Here is a 17,559-nt window from a genome sequence, read left to right as displayed (position 1 = left end):
TAAAATTTTAGAATATGAAAACATCCGTTTTTTTAGAAAAACTACAGGAAGAATTGGAGGAAGATGAAACATTGACCACTGAAATGAATTTAAAATCTTTGGAAAGCTATGACTCTATCAGTTTACTTTCTGTTATTGCGTTTGTAGACGAAAATTTCAGTAAGAAAATTGATGCAAAGCACTTTAAAGACATCGAAACAGTTTCAGATCTGATGAATGTTATAGGAAAAGAAAATTTTGAAGATTAATGGATGCTTTCTCATTAAAAAATAAAATTATTCTCATTACAGGCGCTTCTTCCGGAATTGGGAGAAGCTGTTCTGTAGAATGCAGCAAAAGCGGTGCGGATCTGATTCTTGTGGGAAGAAACCAGGAAGAACTGATGAAAACCGTTTCTCTGCTGAATCCTGAAACAAAAGTTGAGATTATTGCCGAAGATATTACCCAATCTGACATCCTTGAAGGAATCATTGCAGATAAAGTTTCAGTTTTAGGCAAAATTTCAGGATTTATACACTGTGCCGGTATCGAAAAAACATTACCGCTAAAAAAGCACAATCCTCAGCTGTATCAGGATATATTCGCTGTGAATGTTATTGCCGGTCTTGAAATTGCCAAAATACTGTCTTTAAAGAAATATAAAGACGAGACTTCCAGTTTTGTATTTATTTCTTCCGTTGCAGGAATGGTGGGAGAACCGGGGAAAGCGGCTTATTCTGCAAGTAAGGGAGCTGTGATTTCCGGAGCCCGTTCGTTGGCAATGGAACTTTCCAGAAGTAATATCCGTGTCAATAGCATCAGCCCTGCTATGGTAAATACCCCGATTCTGGAAAAAATGTTTGAAGATATTGGTGAAGAAGCTTCATCAGAAATTATAAAAAAGCATCCGCTGGGAATAGGTGATCCTAAAGATGTAGCGAATGCTTGTATTTTTCTATTGTCCGATGCTTCAAGATGGGTCACAGGGACCAATCTTGTCATTGACGGAGGATATTCCGCACAGTAGCTTATTTTTTGTACAGCGTTTCTATAATATTTTCTACGCTGTCAAATATTTTCTTATTGTCAAACTGACTTTCAATATTTTTAAGATTTTCTCTGATATGGAGAACAAGGCTGGGATCGGTAAAAAATGTCTTCATTGCCGAATACATTTCGTCAACCTCATAACTGATGAGGTATCCCGTTTCCCGGTCTTTGATCATAAGTCCTACGTCACCCACATTCGTTGCAATAATGGGTTTCTGTAGGATTAATGCTTCAGCAATTACCAAAGGCCATGCTTCAGATTCGGAAGGAAGGATGAAATAATCTGCCTTTTTAATATACGGATAAGGATTCATCTGATTTCCGGCTAAAATAAATGTCTTTTCAACATTGTTTTTTGCGACCTGAGCTTTAAGGTTCTTCATTTCGTCACCATCACCAATCACAATGATGCTGTGATGAAATCCTTCGTTGATAAGCCTTGTATGCGCTTCAATAAGTTTATGGTATCCTTTTCTTGAATGAAGTCTTCCAATAGACGCAAAAACAGGTCCTTCAGGGAAGTTATCAAGCTTTTCTTCGGCTTTACGTTTTATTTCTTCGATAGGAATAGGATTGATAATAACGCTCTCAGCAGGATAATTAAGATCCGGATAATACTGATGCATCATATCTTTTATTTTGTGGGAACAATACACCATGTGATCAAACTGAGGGAAACTCTTTAAAATATCCGGAACCAAAGGCTGAAATTTAGGAACATTGATTTCAGAGTGAAACCATCCGATTTTTTTTGAATTCTTATGGGTGGAACTCAGAATAGCATCATAATCCCTGTAATCCATCCCGATTTCTATATCAAAAGTATCATTGATAAGCCTGTCTGCAATAGCGGGATTATTTTTCAGTTTACGAAGCTTTATTCTTCTCTTGACAAGCTGAAGTTTCTGTAAGAGAGAATTGTCGGAAAAGTCTTCTTTTCCATCGGTAAGATATATTTTTCTGATGTGTTTCGGAAGTTCATCACGCAACTTGCCCTGGTTGAGGGTAAGGCATACCGTCATTTCAAATTTGTCAGGATTGAGGTTGTTGAGAAGTCCCAACAGTACTTTTTCTACGCCTCCCATTTCCATGGAACGGTGTCTGAACAAAATTTTTATTTTTTTTTCTATCATTATCCGAAGATTGATTGTAAAGTAATTTTTATTTTTTTCTTGATACGGAAAGGAAGCTTGTGCTGATATTGCAGCAGACCAAATATTTCTTCCGCACCTGTATAATGATCCGGAATTTTTTGGCCGTTGATGGTGGTAAGTCCTCTGCGTTTCATCGTATTGAAAATCACCTGAGCAAAATACTCGTGGGATTTCTTTTTATTGTCATTCTGGGAAATACCACCCTGATGGGTTCTGTAAAGATAATTCGTGTCATTAATGAACTGAACTTTTCCCTTTTCATACATTTTGAGATACAAATCCTGATCTTCCCCGATTTTTAAATCCGGATTCATTTTTTCAGTCTGTTCATACACAGCCTTTCTGAAAGTTACAAAATGAGCAATCTGAATCGGGAAATTAAAAAAATAAGGATCACCATTCGGTACCTGCATTGCAGATCTGAACGGAGAAATAGGCTTCAGATTCTGATCACACGTCATAAACCTTGAATAGGTAAGGACTGTGTTTTTTTTAGCCTGAAAGATCTCCATACATTTTTGAATGGCTGTGGGGTTTATAGCGTCATCAGGATCTAAAAATCCACAGATTTCCCCTTCTGCCAGCTCAATCAGTTTACTTTTCGTAACGCCTACACCGGAATTTTTTTCATTTTCAAAAAATCTAAACCTTTTGTCACCTGAAATCATTTCCTGTATCATTTTTTTTTCGCTTTCAGAGGAGGCGTCATCCAGAATGATGGCTTCCCAGTCTGTATACGTCTGCTGAAGTATGCTTTCAAGACAGTCTTTGAAAAAGTGAGCATTATTGTAATGGGCTATAAGGATAGAAAACTTCATGAATGTTCCTTAAAAATTAATTCTTGACGATTGATAACGGTTGTATTGGGAGGGACATCTTTGTAAATGATACATCCTGCTCCAATAATACAGTTATCTCCTATAGTAACTCCTTTTAAGACGGTAACATTACTTCCGAGCCAGCAATTGCTTCCGATTCTGATGGGAGCTGTGGTAAACTCCGCATGTGACAGCTTAAAATCCGGATGGGTCTGATACGCATGGTTGTGATCATACAGTTTTACATTTTCTCCGAATAATGTATTATCACCTATTGAAATACTGTCCAGACAGTTGATGGAACAGAAATTATTCATGAAAAAGTTGTTTCCGATTTCTAAAGTGGCGTTCTGCTGCACAAGAACATGTACATAATTCCTGAAGCTGACCCCATTACCAATGGTCACTTTCTTTACATTTTCATGCAGAATAAAGTGATCACTGATCCCAAGCTTTATCCCCTTGAAAGAAACATGAGGGTGTTTTTTGAGGAGAGAAATCTGGCTTTTCCGTTGAAGTTTTGCTAAAATTTCATAAAGCATACCTAAATTTATTTTCACATTTGTAGCCTACAAATATAATTTGTTTTACATAATTATAATAATAAATCTTATTTTTGTGCCTTAAAATTAATACTTTATAGCAAATAAAAACAGTTCTCAGTATTGAGATGGCTGTGTTTTGATAAAGTAAAGCATTTTGCGATTCTGTGAAGATAAGTCAGATTACATTTACCAGGTTTGTTGCCGCTATGGCAATTGTTATTTCCCATTTCAATAAAGATCTGTTTTTATATAAGATAGATTACATTTCCAATCTTTTTTTGAGAGCAAATGTAGGGGTAAGTTATTTCTTTATTCTTTCAGGGTTTATCATGATCATTGCTTACCATAAAAAAGATAAGATTGATTATCTGGAGTTTTATAAAAACAGATTTGCCAGGATCTATCCGCTTTATATGTTGGGGCTTCTACTGTATTTCATGACGAGATATGAAATGTTTGATTGGTATAAGCTGGTTTTATACGGGTTGGGCATTCAGAGCTGGATACCGGGGGAAGCCATGATTCTGAATTTTCCGGGATGGTCTATCTCTGTAGAGTTTTTCTTTTACCTGCTTTTTCCGTTTTTATATAATTATTTTTACGCGAAGAAAAATAAAATGATCTGGGTATTTGCCATTGGACTTTGGCTGATTACACAGGTGTTTTCAAACCTTTATCCGGTATACGGAGCATATGAAGGTCCTCATACAAAAAGTCATGAGTTTCTTTATTATTTCCCTTTCTGGCATCTTAATGAATTTCTGATCGGAAATCTGGCGGGAATATTTTTCGTGAGAAATTATAAACAAAAAAATTACGATCGTCAGGTGATCGCAGTTTTTTTACTGATCATGGTATCTCTGATGTTTGTTCCGCTTTTTTACCACAACGGATTGATGGCGTTACTTTTTATACCTGCAATTCTTCTGATCTCAGCTAATAACGGAAGAGTAACTAAGCTCTTTTCATTAAAGCCTCTGGAATATCTTGGAGAAATAAGCTATGGTATATACATTACTCATATTCCTGTTCTTTATCTGGTAAGAGAATTTTTAAAATGGCAGGAATACAAGTTCAGTATTGATATTGTATTTGTAATTTATATTATTGTTATGTTGTTCAGTTCTGCAGTTTTTTATCAGTTTATTGAAAAACCAATGCGTGATCTTTTAAGGAAGATTCATTTCTCCAAACAATAAAAATTAAAAATATAATTTAAAACTAAGTATTTAGTTTAATGCTGTTATTAGAACAAGTCGTTTCTAAAATTAATATTATACAGCCCTGAACGTATACTTTTAAAATCCGTAAGCAGATACTTCGTTATCATTCCCCATTTTTTCAGAAGGGGAGCATTGGCAATCTGGAAACTTCTGTATACTCTTTTGATGTGAAGCTTAATATCATCAGGAATGGTATTTTCATTTTCTGCCCAATGATTGACCTCCTTCCACAATACAACTCTTGTTGAGGCTGGTTTCACTTCTCCGGAATCTACTTTAGTAATTCTGTTATTCTCATGAACTCCTCTTACGGCTACTGCCTGATCCAGAATTCCCGGATATAAATTCAGATAGTAGGAGAGTCTGAAAAGAAATTCGGTGTCCTGGTGAAGCTTTAAATGTGTTTTAAAGAAATACTCCATGTTTTTTAAAGAACTTTTACGGACAGTCAGTGCATCTATGCTGAAAAGTCCGAAAGTTCCTATCATATTAAGCTGACCCGGAAATACATCTTTTGGGGAATGTTTTTTGTAAACCGTAGTCAGTCGGTCACCAAAGACTTTATAATATTGTTCTTTTGCTTTCTCCGAGTAATAGTGAACCCCGATGGCACCATATACTCCATCTACATCTTTATTGGGGAAAAGTTCTTTTTCTGCATCAAAACGGTTGGGAAGGTAATAATCATCAGCATCCAGGAAAGCGATAAAATCTCCTTCCGCTTTTTCCAGTCCTAAATTTCTGGTAGCACCCGCTCCGTGATTACCTTTGTCAGGATGTTGATAGAGCTTTACCCTATCATGTTTTTCAGCGAGTTCCTTACAGACCTGTAATGCATTGTCCGGAGATTTGTCTTCTACTAATACCACTTCATATACCTCGTTAAACTGAAGCGCAGAATCTACAGCCTGTGAAACATATTTTTCGGCATTGTAAACGGGAATAATTACTGAAATTTTCATTTTTATCGAATTATGCTTTTAATTTAATTTTTAAATAATTGGTTACTCTTTTCTCAACAAAATAATACAGAAGTGATGCTACTATAATGACCATTATAATCTTAAAAAGAAAAAATGGATAGCTGAGATAGCCTTCAACTTTAAATCTTTTTAAAGCAATTTCTACAAAAGGATGTGACAGGTACAGCGAATAGGAAATATCTCCCAGAAAAATTAACGCTTTGTTTCCTTGAAAATGGAATACATAATCGAACGTTAAGAAAGAAAATACAAACAGGGAGATAATGGCCAGCTTGATCATATCATTATCTGTAGGGATAATACTAAGCAGTACCAAGATAAATAATACGATTCCTATAACAGAAGATAATGCTGCCCAATTCTTTGGAATTGTAAATCTGTTCAGCAAAAGTGAAAAAAGAATTCCCACAACAAAATAAAGATTTAGGGAATGACATACCATCCGCAGGTAAGGACTTTCAAAATGAATAAAATATCCTAAGATTGACGTAAGAATGAAAAAACCTGCAATGAAGTAATATCTTTTTTCTTTAAAAAATAATGAGAGTCCAAATATGAGATAAAAGAACATTTCAAAATTTAAGGACCAGCCTAAGAAAAGAACTGGAAATTCTTTCTTTGTAGGAAGGAATAATAATGAATGGATAAGCTCATAAAGCCCTGCGTCATGAAAATAGAGGAAAAAACTGCCTCCGGGTATCATCGCAGCGAAAGTCAGAAGATAATACAAGGGGACAATTCTGATCACTCTTCTTTTGTAAAATAAAGTAATCTGTTGAAAAGAATCTTTACTGAAATTTATTTTTTGAGTGGTGAAAGCCATGATAAAACCACTGATAATAAAAAATACAGGGACCCCGATACTTCCTTTTTTAAAGAGAATATCGCCAAGATTCAGCCCAGGCAGATTTATTGTTTCACGGAAATGAAAGCAACATACCAATAAGGCTGAAATCCCTCTTAATATCTGGAGGTTGTTAAGCTTCATGACTGGATGAGTCTTACTTTTTTAATACTTTTTTCAAAATAAGACCCATTACAAACGGTACTCTGGCAATATTATGCTGAAGTGTCTTGAACCCGTCTATGGTGAATTTGGTGTCTTCTGTCATTCCGTATTCTGAAAAATCTACTTCAGGAACCGCTTTATGTTTAAAGGTAATATTCATTAAGTTGTACTGATGGATAATCTGGATGTACATCTCTTTGCTGTCTTCCACAGAAAAATTAGGATAATGACGATAGCTGTTGTGAGCCCTTTCTTTTAGCATTGTTTTGAAGTTGTCTACACTTTCTGCTAAACTTACAAAAGGATTTACGGCCTCGTTATAGACATTCACTACTGCTTTACGGTCCGGAAACATGGTAAGTTGGTATCCTCTTCTTAAATCTATTACCAGGTCATGAATTGGTTTGAAATGCTCTTGTACCGTTTTTATATAATCCTGATGAAGCATGTCATCATTATCCAGTTCGCTGGTGATCACAAATTTTGTATCAGGAGTGAAGTACTGCGGAATTACTTCTACAGCTTTCGTTTTCATAACATCAAAATCTTCTACAAATACCGCTTTGAAAGTTGGGTATTCTGCTTCAATTTCTTTAATGATTTTTCTAAACTTATCAGATGTATTGGTGTCGAAAAAAGTAAGCCAGACGTAGTTTTGATTAGTCTGATTTTTATAGGAAGGAAGCACGTAAGTTCTGAATAATCTGAACCGGTCATCCAGCCATTCTTCAGTAAGCGGTTTATATCCTGAACGTGTTTCGTTCCAGCCTTTTGTAGGAACATTGAATCTTGTCATTATTACGTGTACAAATTGACTCATCTAAATAAATTTATTTAAAGTTATATAATTTTAAAAGGGTTCTGCTTTAGAAATGTTTGTCAGTACCCAACTCATTTGTGTAGTTTTTATGGAAATATAGTTGCTCAAAGTTCATTAAACTTCAAAATTTAGCCATCTACTTTTTTTCTGAAAAGCTTGTAATAAAACCTTTTGAAAGAAAGATATTTTGCTACTACTGCCAGGGGAATCATTTTTTGAAATTCACGTCTTTGCTGTATCAGCTGGGTGGTACGAACGTCTATGATATGATAAGCCAGTTTATCGTGTACCTCTTCACCGTAAAGTTTTTTTAGGGTAGGTAAGATTTTAAGGCGCTGTTTCATTATTTTGATCGGATCAGCAGACATATTATCGTTGACGTCTTTTCGGTAATGGGCAAGAGGCTCATTAATCAAAAGGGCATCAGGATGATCCTTGGTGATATAAATCCACATTACCCAGTCTTCACAGCTGGTAAGGGTAGTGTCAAAAAGAAAACCTTCCAGCAGTTTTTTGCCTATCAAAGCACAGTGTATCGGGATGGAAAATTTAAGATCCCAGTCGTAGACAATTCCGTCAAAGGTCACGAAATTTTGCTCAATATTTTTATAGCCCGGAAGATGGGTTTGGTTTCTGTAGATAGTGTACTGGCTTACAATTAATGGATATTCTTTGTTCCCGGAAAGGCTTTTTGAAAACTTTTCACGGTGTATCAGATCATCAGAATCCAAAAACTGGATATAATCTCCGGTCACGATTTCCAGGGCAGCATTCCTTGCTGAAGATAAACCTCCGTTTTCTTTATAAAGATATTTAAAACGACTGTCTTTTTTTACCCATTTATCAGCTACTTCGTCAGTATTATCAGGGGATCCGTCATTGACAATGATACATTCCCAATTTTCATAGGTCTGATCCAGTATAGACTGCAGACATTCATCTAAAAACTGAGCCTGGTTATAGCAGGGGACAATTACGGATATTTTGGGATTCATTTTCATTTTTTATTCAATAGGTTTAATGTGTTTTTAAATCTTCAGTGGTACAAAGTCACTGCTTTTTTATTGCTTATTCCTGGCTTTTATGATATCTGAAGTTTTCTGGTCGAAGGTACAAAATTATTTTTTCCGGCACAGAATGGTGTTTTTCAGAAGCCATCATATATTTTCTTTTATAAGTAAGATGAATAGAGTTTTTTTAAATATTCATCAGGAGAAAAACCCGAGAAAAAATCTTCTGTAAGGCTGTTGAATTCTATATTATAAAAGGAACCTTCATTCACCGTTTCATAATCTGCTTTTTTTGCAAGATGATTTTCCAGCTGAGACAAAATCTCCGGTAAGGAATATTGGTAAGGGTAGGCCAGATTGACAATCTCGTTGTTGAGGTTTGGTATATACTTCCCTACAAATGCCGCAATATCATCTGTACCAATCAGGATTCTTCTTGCATTGCTGTGAATAGTGAGTTTATTTTCTGATAGAATTGAGTTTTTAAGAAAGTTGATCAGTGTATTGGGATTTCCTCCACGGCCTACAGCATTTCCTACCCTGAAAATAATGAAACTTGAACACTGCTCAGCAATTATTTTTTCAATAGCAAGTTTATGTATCACATAAGGGCTGTCGGTTTTACTGGAGTCATAAATGCTGCATGTGGAAAAATAGATCAGTTTTTTGTCCGGATGCTGGCTAATAACCAATTTTAGCAGGGATATTTCTCTTTCAAATTCAGCAGGATTCTTTTCCAACGAATTGGAAACTCCTGATGCAAAAAAAACAACATCCTCTTTATCATAAAGTTTTACGGCATTTGCCAGAATTCCACTACCAATAATCATATGCTTCTTTTCTCATTAAGATGTTAATTTTAAACCTTTTTAAGCGCATCAAATAGATTTAAATTTTTTTAAAGATTTTAAAAAGTCCAAGTGTATTCCCTAATTTTGCCCATCTTGAATTTTTTACATGATTCAATTGGTTGAGTGCCTGATCATATTTCTTTTTTGGAACATAGCTCTGAAGAAAAAGATCTTCAACACTTATGTTTCTTCTTTCTGCCATTTTAATCAGTGCTACCCAGTGCCAGAACAATGCTTTTTCTGCATTTTTGGTCGTAGAGATACCACTGTCATGGATTCTGTATAAATATAAATCTTCATCAATATATTTAACAGGGGCTGTTTCGCACATTTTCATGTACCAGTCTTTATCTTCAGCAATTTTTAAAAATGGATCAATGCCTGAAGTTTTTTCGTAAATCTTCTTTTTGAAAGTAACGAAATGTGAAATCTCTGCATTAAAATTAAAGTAAGACTGATTCAGTTCTGTGATTTGTTTTGCTTTATGAACAGACAGAGGATTAAGATTTTCATCACAACGGACAAAGTTTGAATACACCAAACCTGCTTCCGGATATTCGGAATGTGTTTTTAAAACAATTTCCAGAGCATGAGGAGCCAAAGCATCATCAGGGTCTAAAAAACCGCATATTTCAGATTCAGCAAGATCTATTAATCTCCTTTTTGTAAATCCGATCCCTCTGTTTTGGTCATTCTGATATATTTTAAACCGTGAATCATTACCTATGATTTTTTTGATAACTTCAAGCGAGTCATCAATAGAGCCGTCATCCAAAATCACCGCTTCCCAATCTGTTTCAGTCTGTGCAACTAAGCTTTGGCAGCATTTTTCAAAAAAATGACCATTGTTATAATTGGCAATAAGTACACTGAATTTACTCATTTTGACTGTGTTTATTCAAGATTTTTTTTAATGCATTCAGATATCCGAAACCATATTTTCTATCCGGTTCCAGGATATTTCCTTCTGCCCATTCGTTCCAGGATTTAACAATTAGAAACTGTTCAGGATAGTCGTTTTTATCTTCAAGATATTTTGCCGCTTTTTCAACCTGCTGTTCAAATATTTCCGGAGAATTATTAGCAAGTATGATGCCTCTGTAACCGCTTCTTGGAGTATTATCCCAATTAGGAAGGATACATGGATAGGTAGTAACGTTGCTTTCTTCAAACTTTAAGTCATTGACTACCGCCTGTGCATCCTGAATTCTGACTTTAGGCTGCTCTTTTTTCTTAATTCCGATTAATCCTTTTATTCTGTTTTTATAATATTGAGAATGGGAGATGTATTCTTTTTTGTCAATATGAGGAATCCATGCTTTCTGAAAAGCATTAGAAATCTTACTGTCATATCCCATAGACTTGAAATCGAGATCATCACGAAGTTTATTGGATGCCATAACATATAAGCCATCAAATCCGTTTTCTTTAGCAAGCTCTCTGAATTTAGAAATATAGTGTGGATCTCCATCATTCAAATGGTTGGGATCATAGATAATGAAAAGAGGTTTGTTATCCACTTTTATATACCTTTCATCTTTGAAGAAAGGTAGAAGATATTCAAAATGAGCAATTAAGTCCTGTTCATCCGGATAAGTTTGCTTGGCCAGGATCTTTTCTGATAATCCGTGCCATATTCCAGACCATGTTTCATTAGCCCAGCAGAAGCAAAAAGGGAAATCAGGTTTTCCGGATTTAAGTACATCGTTTGCAACACGTTCCAACAATTGTTTACCACTGCCAAACCAGTAATGATAATAAATAAATCCATGTACTCCATAGTCTTTTGCCATCTGAGCCTGCTGTTCTCTTACTTCCGGAACGCGAAGATCATAATATCCCAAATCTCCCGGATATATAGGTTGTTCGTGTCCTTCAAATAAAGGTTGGGCTTTTCCTACATTCGTCCATTCTGTAAAACCTTTTCCCCACCATTCGTCATTTTCGGGGACGGGATGGTATTGAGGGAGATAGAATGCAAGGGGTTTTATTTTTTTCATAATCAGTTGTCTAATGTTTTTATTAATCTGGCGGGAATTCCAGCAATAACTGAGTTTTTTGGAAAACTCTTATTCACTACAGAGTTGGCTCCTATGATACAATTCTCACCAATTGTTATTCCAGGAAGAATACATACTCCTTCACCAATCCATACATTGTCTTCAATAATTACCGGACCTTTAGAATATAACGGTCTCATTCCGGGGACATCTTTCAAATCATCAATACTTATATTTCCGTGGGAATGATCAGAAATGTATATTCTGCTGGCCATGAGTACATTATTTCCAATAATAATTTTATTTATGGCACCGATATGTACATCGGAATTGCAGATAACATCATCACCAATTACTATTTCCGGTGTAAAGTTTTCTCCCTGAAAATAGTCCCAAGCTTCTAGTCGTAAATGAAATAAAGAACTGAAGTTTTTACCTATTGAAATATATTTAGGGTTTTTTATCAAGTGTTCTTCCGGCAATGCAGAATTCGGTCCAAAGCTTTTAAAACTTTTCTTAGCCCACGTATTGATTTTATTCTGAGTGTGGGTTTTATAAGCATTTGAATTCAGTACATCGAACAAAAAATTTACAATATGCTTTTTTAAAAAATTCATATTTTTAGTATTGGAGTGATGCTGTTCTTATTTATTTTATAAAAAAACTGTTGATAAGCTCTATGATGCTGTCCTGTTCTTTTGGGGAGAGTTCATAGTAAAATGGAAGTCTAAGCAGGCAATCAGTAAAATGATCCGAGTTCGGGATATCTATTTTAGGATTATTGGCCAAGAAGAAATCACTTTTATTCAAACTTAAATAATGAAAAACAGGGTGGATATCCTGAGCTTTTAAATGTTGGATCAAACTGCTTCTTTCTTCATAGCTGTTGCAGACAATGTAAAACATATGAGCATTGTTTGTTGCAAAAGCAGGCATGTCTGGTAATGTAATAAATCCTTGTTCCTGTAATGAAACCAGCCCGGTTTGATATTTATTCCATATCTCTAATCTTTTTTTCTGAATGATATCAAGGTTTTCCAGCTGAGCATATAAGAAAGCAGAGATGATCTCGGAAGGCAGAAAGGACGACCCCAGATCTACCCAACCATATTTATTGACTTCTCCTCGGAAGAAAGCACTTCTGTTTGTTCCTTTTTCCCGTATTACTTCAGCACGGTCAAAATACCGGGGATCATTAATGGCAAGCATTCCTCCTTCACCCGCAATGATATTTTTGGTTTCATGAAAAGAAAATGCTGCAAAGTGTCCTATAGACCCAAGTGCTTTTCGGGTTCCGTCTGAGAAAGTATAATAACTATCAATTGCCTGGGCTGCATCTTCAACTACAAATAGATTGTGCTTATGTGCAAGATTCATAATCTCTTCCATGTCACAGGCTACTCCTGCATAATGTACAGGAACAATAACTTTTGTTTTTTCTGTAATATGCTTTTCGATTTCTGCAGGATCAATATTAGGATTATTTGAGTAGGAATCCACAAAAACTATTTTGGCGCCGCGAAGTGCAAAGGCATTGGCTGAGGACACAAAAGTATAACTCGGAACGATTACCTCATCACCAGGTTTTACATCACACAGAATAGCGGCCATCTCCAATGCATCGGTACATGAAGTGGTCATTAGCACTTTAGGAAAATGATATTTCTGTTCAAAAAATTGCTGGCATTTCTTTGTAAACATTCCATCACCTGAAATTTTACCGCTTTTTACCGCTTCTTCGATATATGTCAGCTCGTTACCTATAATAAATGGTTTATTGAATGGGATCATATTTATTTTATAAATCTTGCAGGATTACCAACATACAATCCTGATGTATCTAAATTTTTAATCACTACTGTTCCTCCTCCCAGGTGTACTTTTTCTGAAATATTTATATTGTCGATAACAGTACTGTTTATTCCAAGGATACATAATTCCGAAATATTTACAAAACCAGCCAATGATACTGAAGGAGACAAAAAACTATGATTGCCTATTACTGTATCATGAGCAATGGAACACGAAATATTTATCAGTACATTTTCTCCAATCTCAACATTTTGATCAACCATACAGTTTGGATATACAATTGTTCCTTGCCCTATTTTTGCAGAAGCATCAATAATACTTGTAGAATGGATAAAGGTATAAAAAGGAATTTTGTTTTTAAAGTTTTCAAACACCTGCTTTTTGAACTCTAGGTGTTTATATCCTATGGCAATTATCATTTCATCAAACAAGCCTTGTTCAAATAAGCTTAGAATATCATTTCTATTGCCTAAAACCGGAAGGTTCTGAATTGTATTTTCTTTTTCCTGAAAGTCATCAAAAAAGCCGACAACTTTATCTTCTGTATCCGTATGAATATGATGTAGAATTTGTTGTCCCAAATGACTTGATCCTATGATTGCAATACGTTTCATAACAAATCAATTTTTTTATCAGACTGGTAAATTAAATATCCTGAGCGATCATTACTGGAGTGCGCCTGTTGTAATGAAGAGTTTGTAATTTCTTTTTTAATAATATATTCTTCCTCGTTATTTTCAGCAAAGAGAGGAAGTAGATTTTTTGTGTTTTCCGACAGAAAATAAACGCCGGAATATTTTTTTTGTGATATTTCAACAGGGAAATTAAACTGTCCCAATGCAATATCTAAAACGGCCTGTACGTAATCGAATCCTGTAGATAGCTGAACAAGATCCGAACCTATAAAATCTCCGCCCATCCGGCTGCCAATTTCTATAGGAAATACTTTACCCTCTTCTGTGATCATAAGTTCTACATGAGATGCTCCGTTTGTTACTTTTGTGGCTTCCAACATTGCATACGTGATATCATGTATTTTATTTTGAATATCCTGTGAAAATGAAGTGGGCTGATGGTGTGCCAGCTCTACAAAGTAAGGTTCTTTTGTAATGATTTTATCCGTAATTGTAATAATCTTGTGCTGACCATTCAGACTTATTGTTTCAACACTTACTTCTTTACCATTGATATATTCTTCTACTACACAGGTTTTAGAGAAAGAATAATTTACAGCATTTTCTATTGCTTCCCTGCATTCGTCCAGAGAGTCTGCTTTTATTACTCCTAAACTTCCGGATCTGTCAGAAGGTTTTATAATCAAAGGATAACTGAATGATTTAAAATCATCAGGATTAAATTCCGAAACTGCAATAGAGCGAGGAGACAGAATGTTATTTTCTTCAAAACATTTTCTCATCAAAGACTTGTTAGTTGTCAGTAATGAACATTCAATACTATTACCAGGAAGAGATAATGTGTGGGCAACATATGCTATGACAGGAATACAGATATCAGTAGCAATAGTAAGGATTCCATCAATATTGATCTCTTTACATTTTGCAAGAATGATTTCTTTTTCCAAAACAGAAACATCATAGAAATAATCTGCATATTCTTTGCAAATTGCTTTGCCATCATCCCAGGCAAAACAATGTACTTCATGATTGTTTTCTTTTGCTTTTTTTACTAGTGGCAGCTGAAGGTAGCTTGCTCCTAAAATGGCAATTTTTTTCATGATTCAAGAATTTTTTTGAAAATTTCTTCAGCATATTCATAGGACGAAAATTCTTCCACCTGTTTCACTGCATTTTTAGAAAAGGTATTGTAAGAATCTTTACTTAATTCAAAGATTTTTCTGATCCCTTCAGCTAATTTTTGGCTGTCCTTTAATGGAGCTTTATAACCATTGTAATCATTTATTACCATATTCATGACAACTCCCGTATCAAATCCCACAACAGGTGTGCCACAGGCAAGAGCTTCAGAAACCATCATAGGACCTGAATCTTCTATAGATGAGTTGATGAAGAGATCAGCTGCCTGATATAATAATGATAATAATCTGTAATCTTTTATATAGTCTATTTTCTTTTTTTTGAAGGTAACTCTGTCGAACTCTTCATTTACACTATTGGAAACAACCAGAAGAACTATTTTTTCTTTTTGTTCTGCAGGTAATTCCCGATCTAATATTTCCAATGCTTCCAGAAGATAAGAGAATCCTTTTCTGGGATCTTCCATATTTTGAGCTCCTGTCAAAATATAAAAGCAGTCATCAGATAATGAGAAAATGTTTTTTGCAATGGATTTATTTTTGTCATTAAGCAGCTTGGTGTCAATAAGACTGTTAATGTTATAAATTGTTTCCTGATCTTTATAAATCTTAGAGTTTTGAGCCTGTATTAACGTTAATCCTGAGCCTGCAATGATTTTGAATCCTGCTTTTTGAGCATTTTTGTATTTTCTTTCAAAATTATTTTTTGCAGTTACTTTTTCATCCTCCTTTGTAATGGCAGGACAATTCTCATCACACCCTCTGATATAGCCTTCACATCCCCACGAGAAATGACAACCTCCGGTGAAGTGATTCATGTCCACTGTAATATTGTATATTTTTGCTTTGGTAGCATTATATATATTGAGAAGATCTGTACTGTTGAGAAAATCAATAGTCATCCCAGTGAAAATAAATTCAGGGGTGAAGCCTACAGTTTTCAGCATACTTTCAACATGAATGTTTTCTGTTAATTCATCTTTACTGAAAAAAGAATATTTTCTGTCTGTACTGAGTGGTTTGAGAGGTTGTACAGGATTTAATTTATTTTTGACTTTATTGATGATTCTGGCCAGTAAACTTGGCTGTACTATTGAGGAGGAAAGATGTTTGTACGTTTTAATAAAATCTTCATTCTTTGTTTTGTGTTTTACACACATGACGACTTCATGACCCATATTTTTCATAATATGAGCTACTTTGTACATGGCTTCGTATGCACCATTTACATCACCTGTAGATAGAATCAATACTTTTTTACTCATTGTTTACATCCATATTACAGGTGGAGTGATAATTCCGTTATCGGTGTCTCCGGCAAGGAAATTTTCATGTCCTGTTTCAATGATATTAAGTTGTACTCCTCCCTTTATAATATCATATAATTCTACCGAGGGAGTATCTATAGCGACTGAAAGTACATAAGTATTAGGGATCAATTTACCACCTTCAATCTTTATTGTAAAATTATTTTCATTTTTTCCGTCAAATACTTTTCTGGTAATGAAAATTACATTTTCAAATTTATCTAAAACAGCAATGTTAACCCTGATACCTGTATTTACACTTCTATTGATGAAGCTTATATCAAGGTTAATGTCTTCATTATGTCCGAACTCTGTAGTTTCTACGGATTTATTATTGTAGGCCCTTACTTTTTGAATCTGGGCTTTTTTACTTATGTCTTCTATATATCTGAATTCAATATTAGGAGAAAGTTCATTGATAATATAGTTTTCCAATACGTCATTAATATCTCCCTGATGAGCCAATTTCCCATTTTTCATTAAGATACCAGACGTACAAAGTTGTTTTACAGCTGCCATATTATGACTTACAAAAAGGATTGTTCTACCTTCACCTTTTGTTACATCATTCATTTTTCCCAGGCATTTTTTTTGAAATTCAGCATCTCCAACTGCCAGAACTTCATCTACAATAAGAATTTCAGATTCCAGATGAGCTGCCACAGCAAAAGCCAAACGGACATACATTCCTGAAGAGTACCTTTTAACGGGAGTGTCAATATATCTCTCAACTCCGGAAAATGCCACAATCTCATCAAATTTACGTTTGATTTCTTTGCGGGTCATCCCTAAAATAGCCCCATTTAAAAATACGTTTTCCCTTCCTGTCATTTCCGGATGGAAACCTGTACCAACCTCCAATAAGGAAGCAATTCTACCATTTGTATATATTTTTCCTGTAGTGGGTTTTGTGACTTTACTCAATAGTTTAAGTAACGTAGATTTTCCGGCACCATTTCTTCCTATGATTCCTACAGCATCTCCTTTTTCGATTTCAAAATTGATGTCACGAAGAGACCATACATATTCAGAATCTCCTTTTGTTGTTCTATCGTTTGTTTCTCCAATTTTAAGATAAGGATCTTCTTTTCCTCTTACTTTATGCCAGAATCTGTTAAGATCATGAGAAAGAGTTCCTGTACCGACTTGTCCCAGACGATATTGTTTAGATATATTTTCTGCTTTTAAGGCCAGCATGTTTTTTAAATTTAAATTTTTTAAAAA

Annotated in this window: 19 protein-coding genes; 3 read left to right on the top strand and 16 right to left on the bottom strand. The window is 34.9% G+C overall.

Annotated features, from left to right (window positions below; translation table 11 throughout):
- The first annotated feature begins 14 nt into the window (after positions 1-14).
- Positions 15-248 carry an acyl carrier protein gene (locus tag FW780_RS13060; protein ID WP_149833993.1) on the top strand — a complete coding sequence of 78 codons (234 nt, stop codon included), beginning with the start codon at positions 15-17 and terminating at the stop codon, positions 246-248.
- Positions 248-1,006 (top strand): SDR family NAD(P)-dependent oxidoreductase, encoded by a 759-nt coding sequence (locus FW780_RS13055; protein WP_149833992.1) that lies wholly within the window; start codon positions 248-250, stop codon positions 1,004-1,006. The genes FW780_RS13060 and FW780_RS13055 overlap by 1 nt, the downstream gene beginning before the upstream one ends.
- Position 1,007: 1 nt before the next feature.
- Here FW780_RS13055 and FW780_RS13050 read toward each other — a convergent pair whose 3' ends face one another.
- The 3 genes from FW780_RS13050 to FW780_RS13040 are packed head-to-tail and all read right to left on the bottom strand — an operon-like array spanning position 1,008 to position 3,543.
- On the bottom strand, positions 1,008-2,162 hold the full coding sequence (locus FW780_RS13050; RefSeq protein WP_149833991.1) for a glycosyltransferase: 1,155 nt from the start codon (positions 2,160-2,162) through the stop codon (positions 1,008-1,010).
- Positions 2,162-3,001 carry a glycosyltransferase family 2 protein gene (locus FW780_RS13045; protein ID WP_149833990.1) on the bottom strand — a complete coding sequence of 280 codons (840 nt, stop codon included), beginning with the start codon at positions 2,999-3,001 and terminating at the stop codon, positions 2,162-2,164. The genes FW780_RS13050 and FW780_RS13045 overlap by 1 nt, the downstream gene beginning before the upstream one ends.
- Positions 2,998-3,543, bottom strand: a complete 546-nt coding sequence (locus FW780_RS13040) for an acyltransferase (RefSeq protein WP_149833989.1) — start codon at positions 3,541-3,543, stop codon at positions 2,998-3,000. The genes FW780_RS13045 and FW780_RS13040 overlap by 4 nt, the downstream gene beginning before the upstream one ends.
- A gap of 167 nt (positions 3,544-3,710) precedes the next feature.
- On the opposite strand from FW780_RS13040, the gene FW780_RS13035 reads away from it, so the two are divergent.
- On the top strand, positions 3,711-4,745 hold the full coding sequence (locus tag FW780_RS13035) for an acyltransferase family protein (RefSeq protein WP_149833988.1): 1,035 nt from the start codon (positions 3,711-3,713) through the stop codon (positions 4,743-4,745).
- A 47-nt stretch (positions 4,746-4,792) separates the two neighbouring features.
- Here FW780_RS13035 and FW780_RS13030 read toward each other — a convergent pair whose 3' ends face one another.
- From FW780_RS13030 to FW780_RS12970, 13 genes are all read right to left on the bottom strand, one after another.
- Complete coding sequence (locus tag FW780_RS13030; RefSeq protein WP_149833987.1) at positions 4,793-5,731, bottom strand: glycosyltransferase family 2 protein; 939 nt, start codon at positions 5,729-5,731, stop codon at positions 4,793-4,795.
- 10 nt (positions 5,732-5,741) lie between these two features.
- Entirely contained in the window at positions 5,742-6,740 is a 999-nt protein-coding gene (locus tag FW780_RS13025; RefSeq protein ID WP_149833986.1) for an acyltransferase family protein, read from the bottom strand.
- 13 nt (positions 6,741-6,753) lie between these two features.
- Positions 6,754-7,581 (bottom strand): glycosyltransferase, encoded by an 828-nt coding sequence (locus FW780_RS13020; protein WP_149833985.1) that lies wholly within the window; start codon positions 7,579-7,581, stop codon positions 6,754-6,756.
- Between the two features lie 128 nt (positions 7,582-7,709).
- On the bottom strand, positions 7,710-8,576 hold the full coding sequence (locus FW780_RS13015; protein WP_167510709.1) for a glycosyltransferase family 2 protein: 867 nt from the start codon (positions 8,574-8,576) through the stop codon (positions 7,710-7,712).
- A gap of 176 nt (positions 8,577-8,752) precedes the next feature.
- Entirely contained in the window at positions 8,753-9,421 is a 669-nt protein-coding gene (locus FW780_RS13010; protein ID WP_149833983.1) for an NAD-dependent epimerase/dehydratase family protein, read from the bottom strand.
- A gap of 58 nt (positions 9,422-9,479) precedes the next feature.
- A complete protein-coding gene (locus FW780_RS13005) occupies positions 9,480-10,325 on the bottom strand; it encodes a glycosyltransferase family 2 protein (protein ID WP_149833982.1) in 846 nt (281 codons plus the stop codon).
- Positions 10,318-11,442, bottom strand: a complete 1,125-nt coding sequence (locus FW780_RS13000; protein WP_149833981.1) for a glycosyltransferase WbsX family protein — start codon at positions 11,440-11,442, stop codon at positions 10,318-10,320. Before FW780_RS13000 ends, FW780_RS13005 begins: the two co-directional genes overlap by 8 nt.
- A 2-nt stretch (positions 11,443-11,444) precedes the next feature.
- Positions 11,445-12,059: a DapH/DapD/GlmU-related protein gene (locus FW780_RS12995; protein WP_149833980.1), complete on the bottom strand. Its 615-nt coding sequence runs from the start codon at positions 12,057-12,059 to the stop codon at positions 11,445-11,447.
- Positions 12,060-12,090: 31 nt separating this feature from the next.
- Positions 12,091-13,233, bottom strand: coding sequence for a dTDP-4-amino-4,6-dideoxygalactose transaminase (rffA, locus tag FW780_RS12990; RefSeq protein ID WP_149833979.1), 1,143 nt, complete (start codon positions 13,231-13,233; stop codon positions 12,091-12,093).
- A gap of 2 nt (positions 13,234-13,235) precedes the next feature.
- Positions 13,236-13,868: a NeuD/PglB/VioB family sugar acetyltransferase gene (locus FW780_RS12985; protein WP_149833978.1), complete on the bottom strand. Its 633-nt coding sequence runs from the start codon at positions 13,866-13,868 to the stop codon at positions 13,236-13,238.
- A complete protein-coding gene (locus FW780_RS12980; RefSeq protein WP_241676907.1) occupies positions 13,865-14,989 on the bottom strand; it encodes an ATP-grasp domain-containing protein in 1,125 nt (374 codons plus the stop codon). The genes FW780_RS12985 and FW780_RS12980 overlap by 4 nt, the downstream gene beginning before the upstream one ends.
- Complete coding sequence (locus FW780_RS12975; RefSeq protein WP_149833976.1) at positions 14,986-16,293, bottom strand: glycosyltransferase; 1,308 nt, start codon at positions 16,291-16,293, stop codon at positions 14,986-14,988. Before FW780_RS12975 ends, FW780_RS12980 begins: the two co-directional genes overlap by 4 nt.
- Before the next feature lie 3 nt (positions 16,294-16,296).
- Positions 16,297-17,532, bottom strand: coding sequence for an ABC transporter ATP-binding protein (locus tag FW780_RS12970; protein WP_149833975.1), 1,236 nt, complete (start codon positions 17,530-17,532; stop codon positions 16,297-16,299).
- Positions 17,533-17,559 lie beyond the last annotated feature (27 nt).

The sequence above is a fragment of the Chryseobacterium sediminis genome, from assembly GCF_008386505.1.
Taxonomy (GTDB): domain Bacteria; phylum Bacteroidota; class Bacteroidia; order Flavobacteriales; family Weeksellaceae; genus Chryseobacterium; species Chryseobacterium sediminis.
The sequence above is the reverse complement of the archived record's forward strand: the minus strand, read 5'-3'. Positions and strand labels throughout refer to the sequence as shown.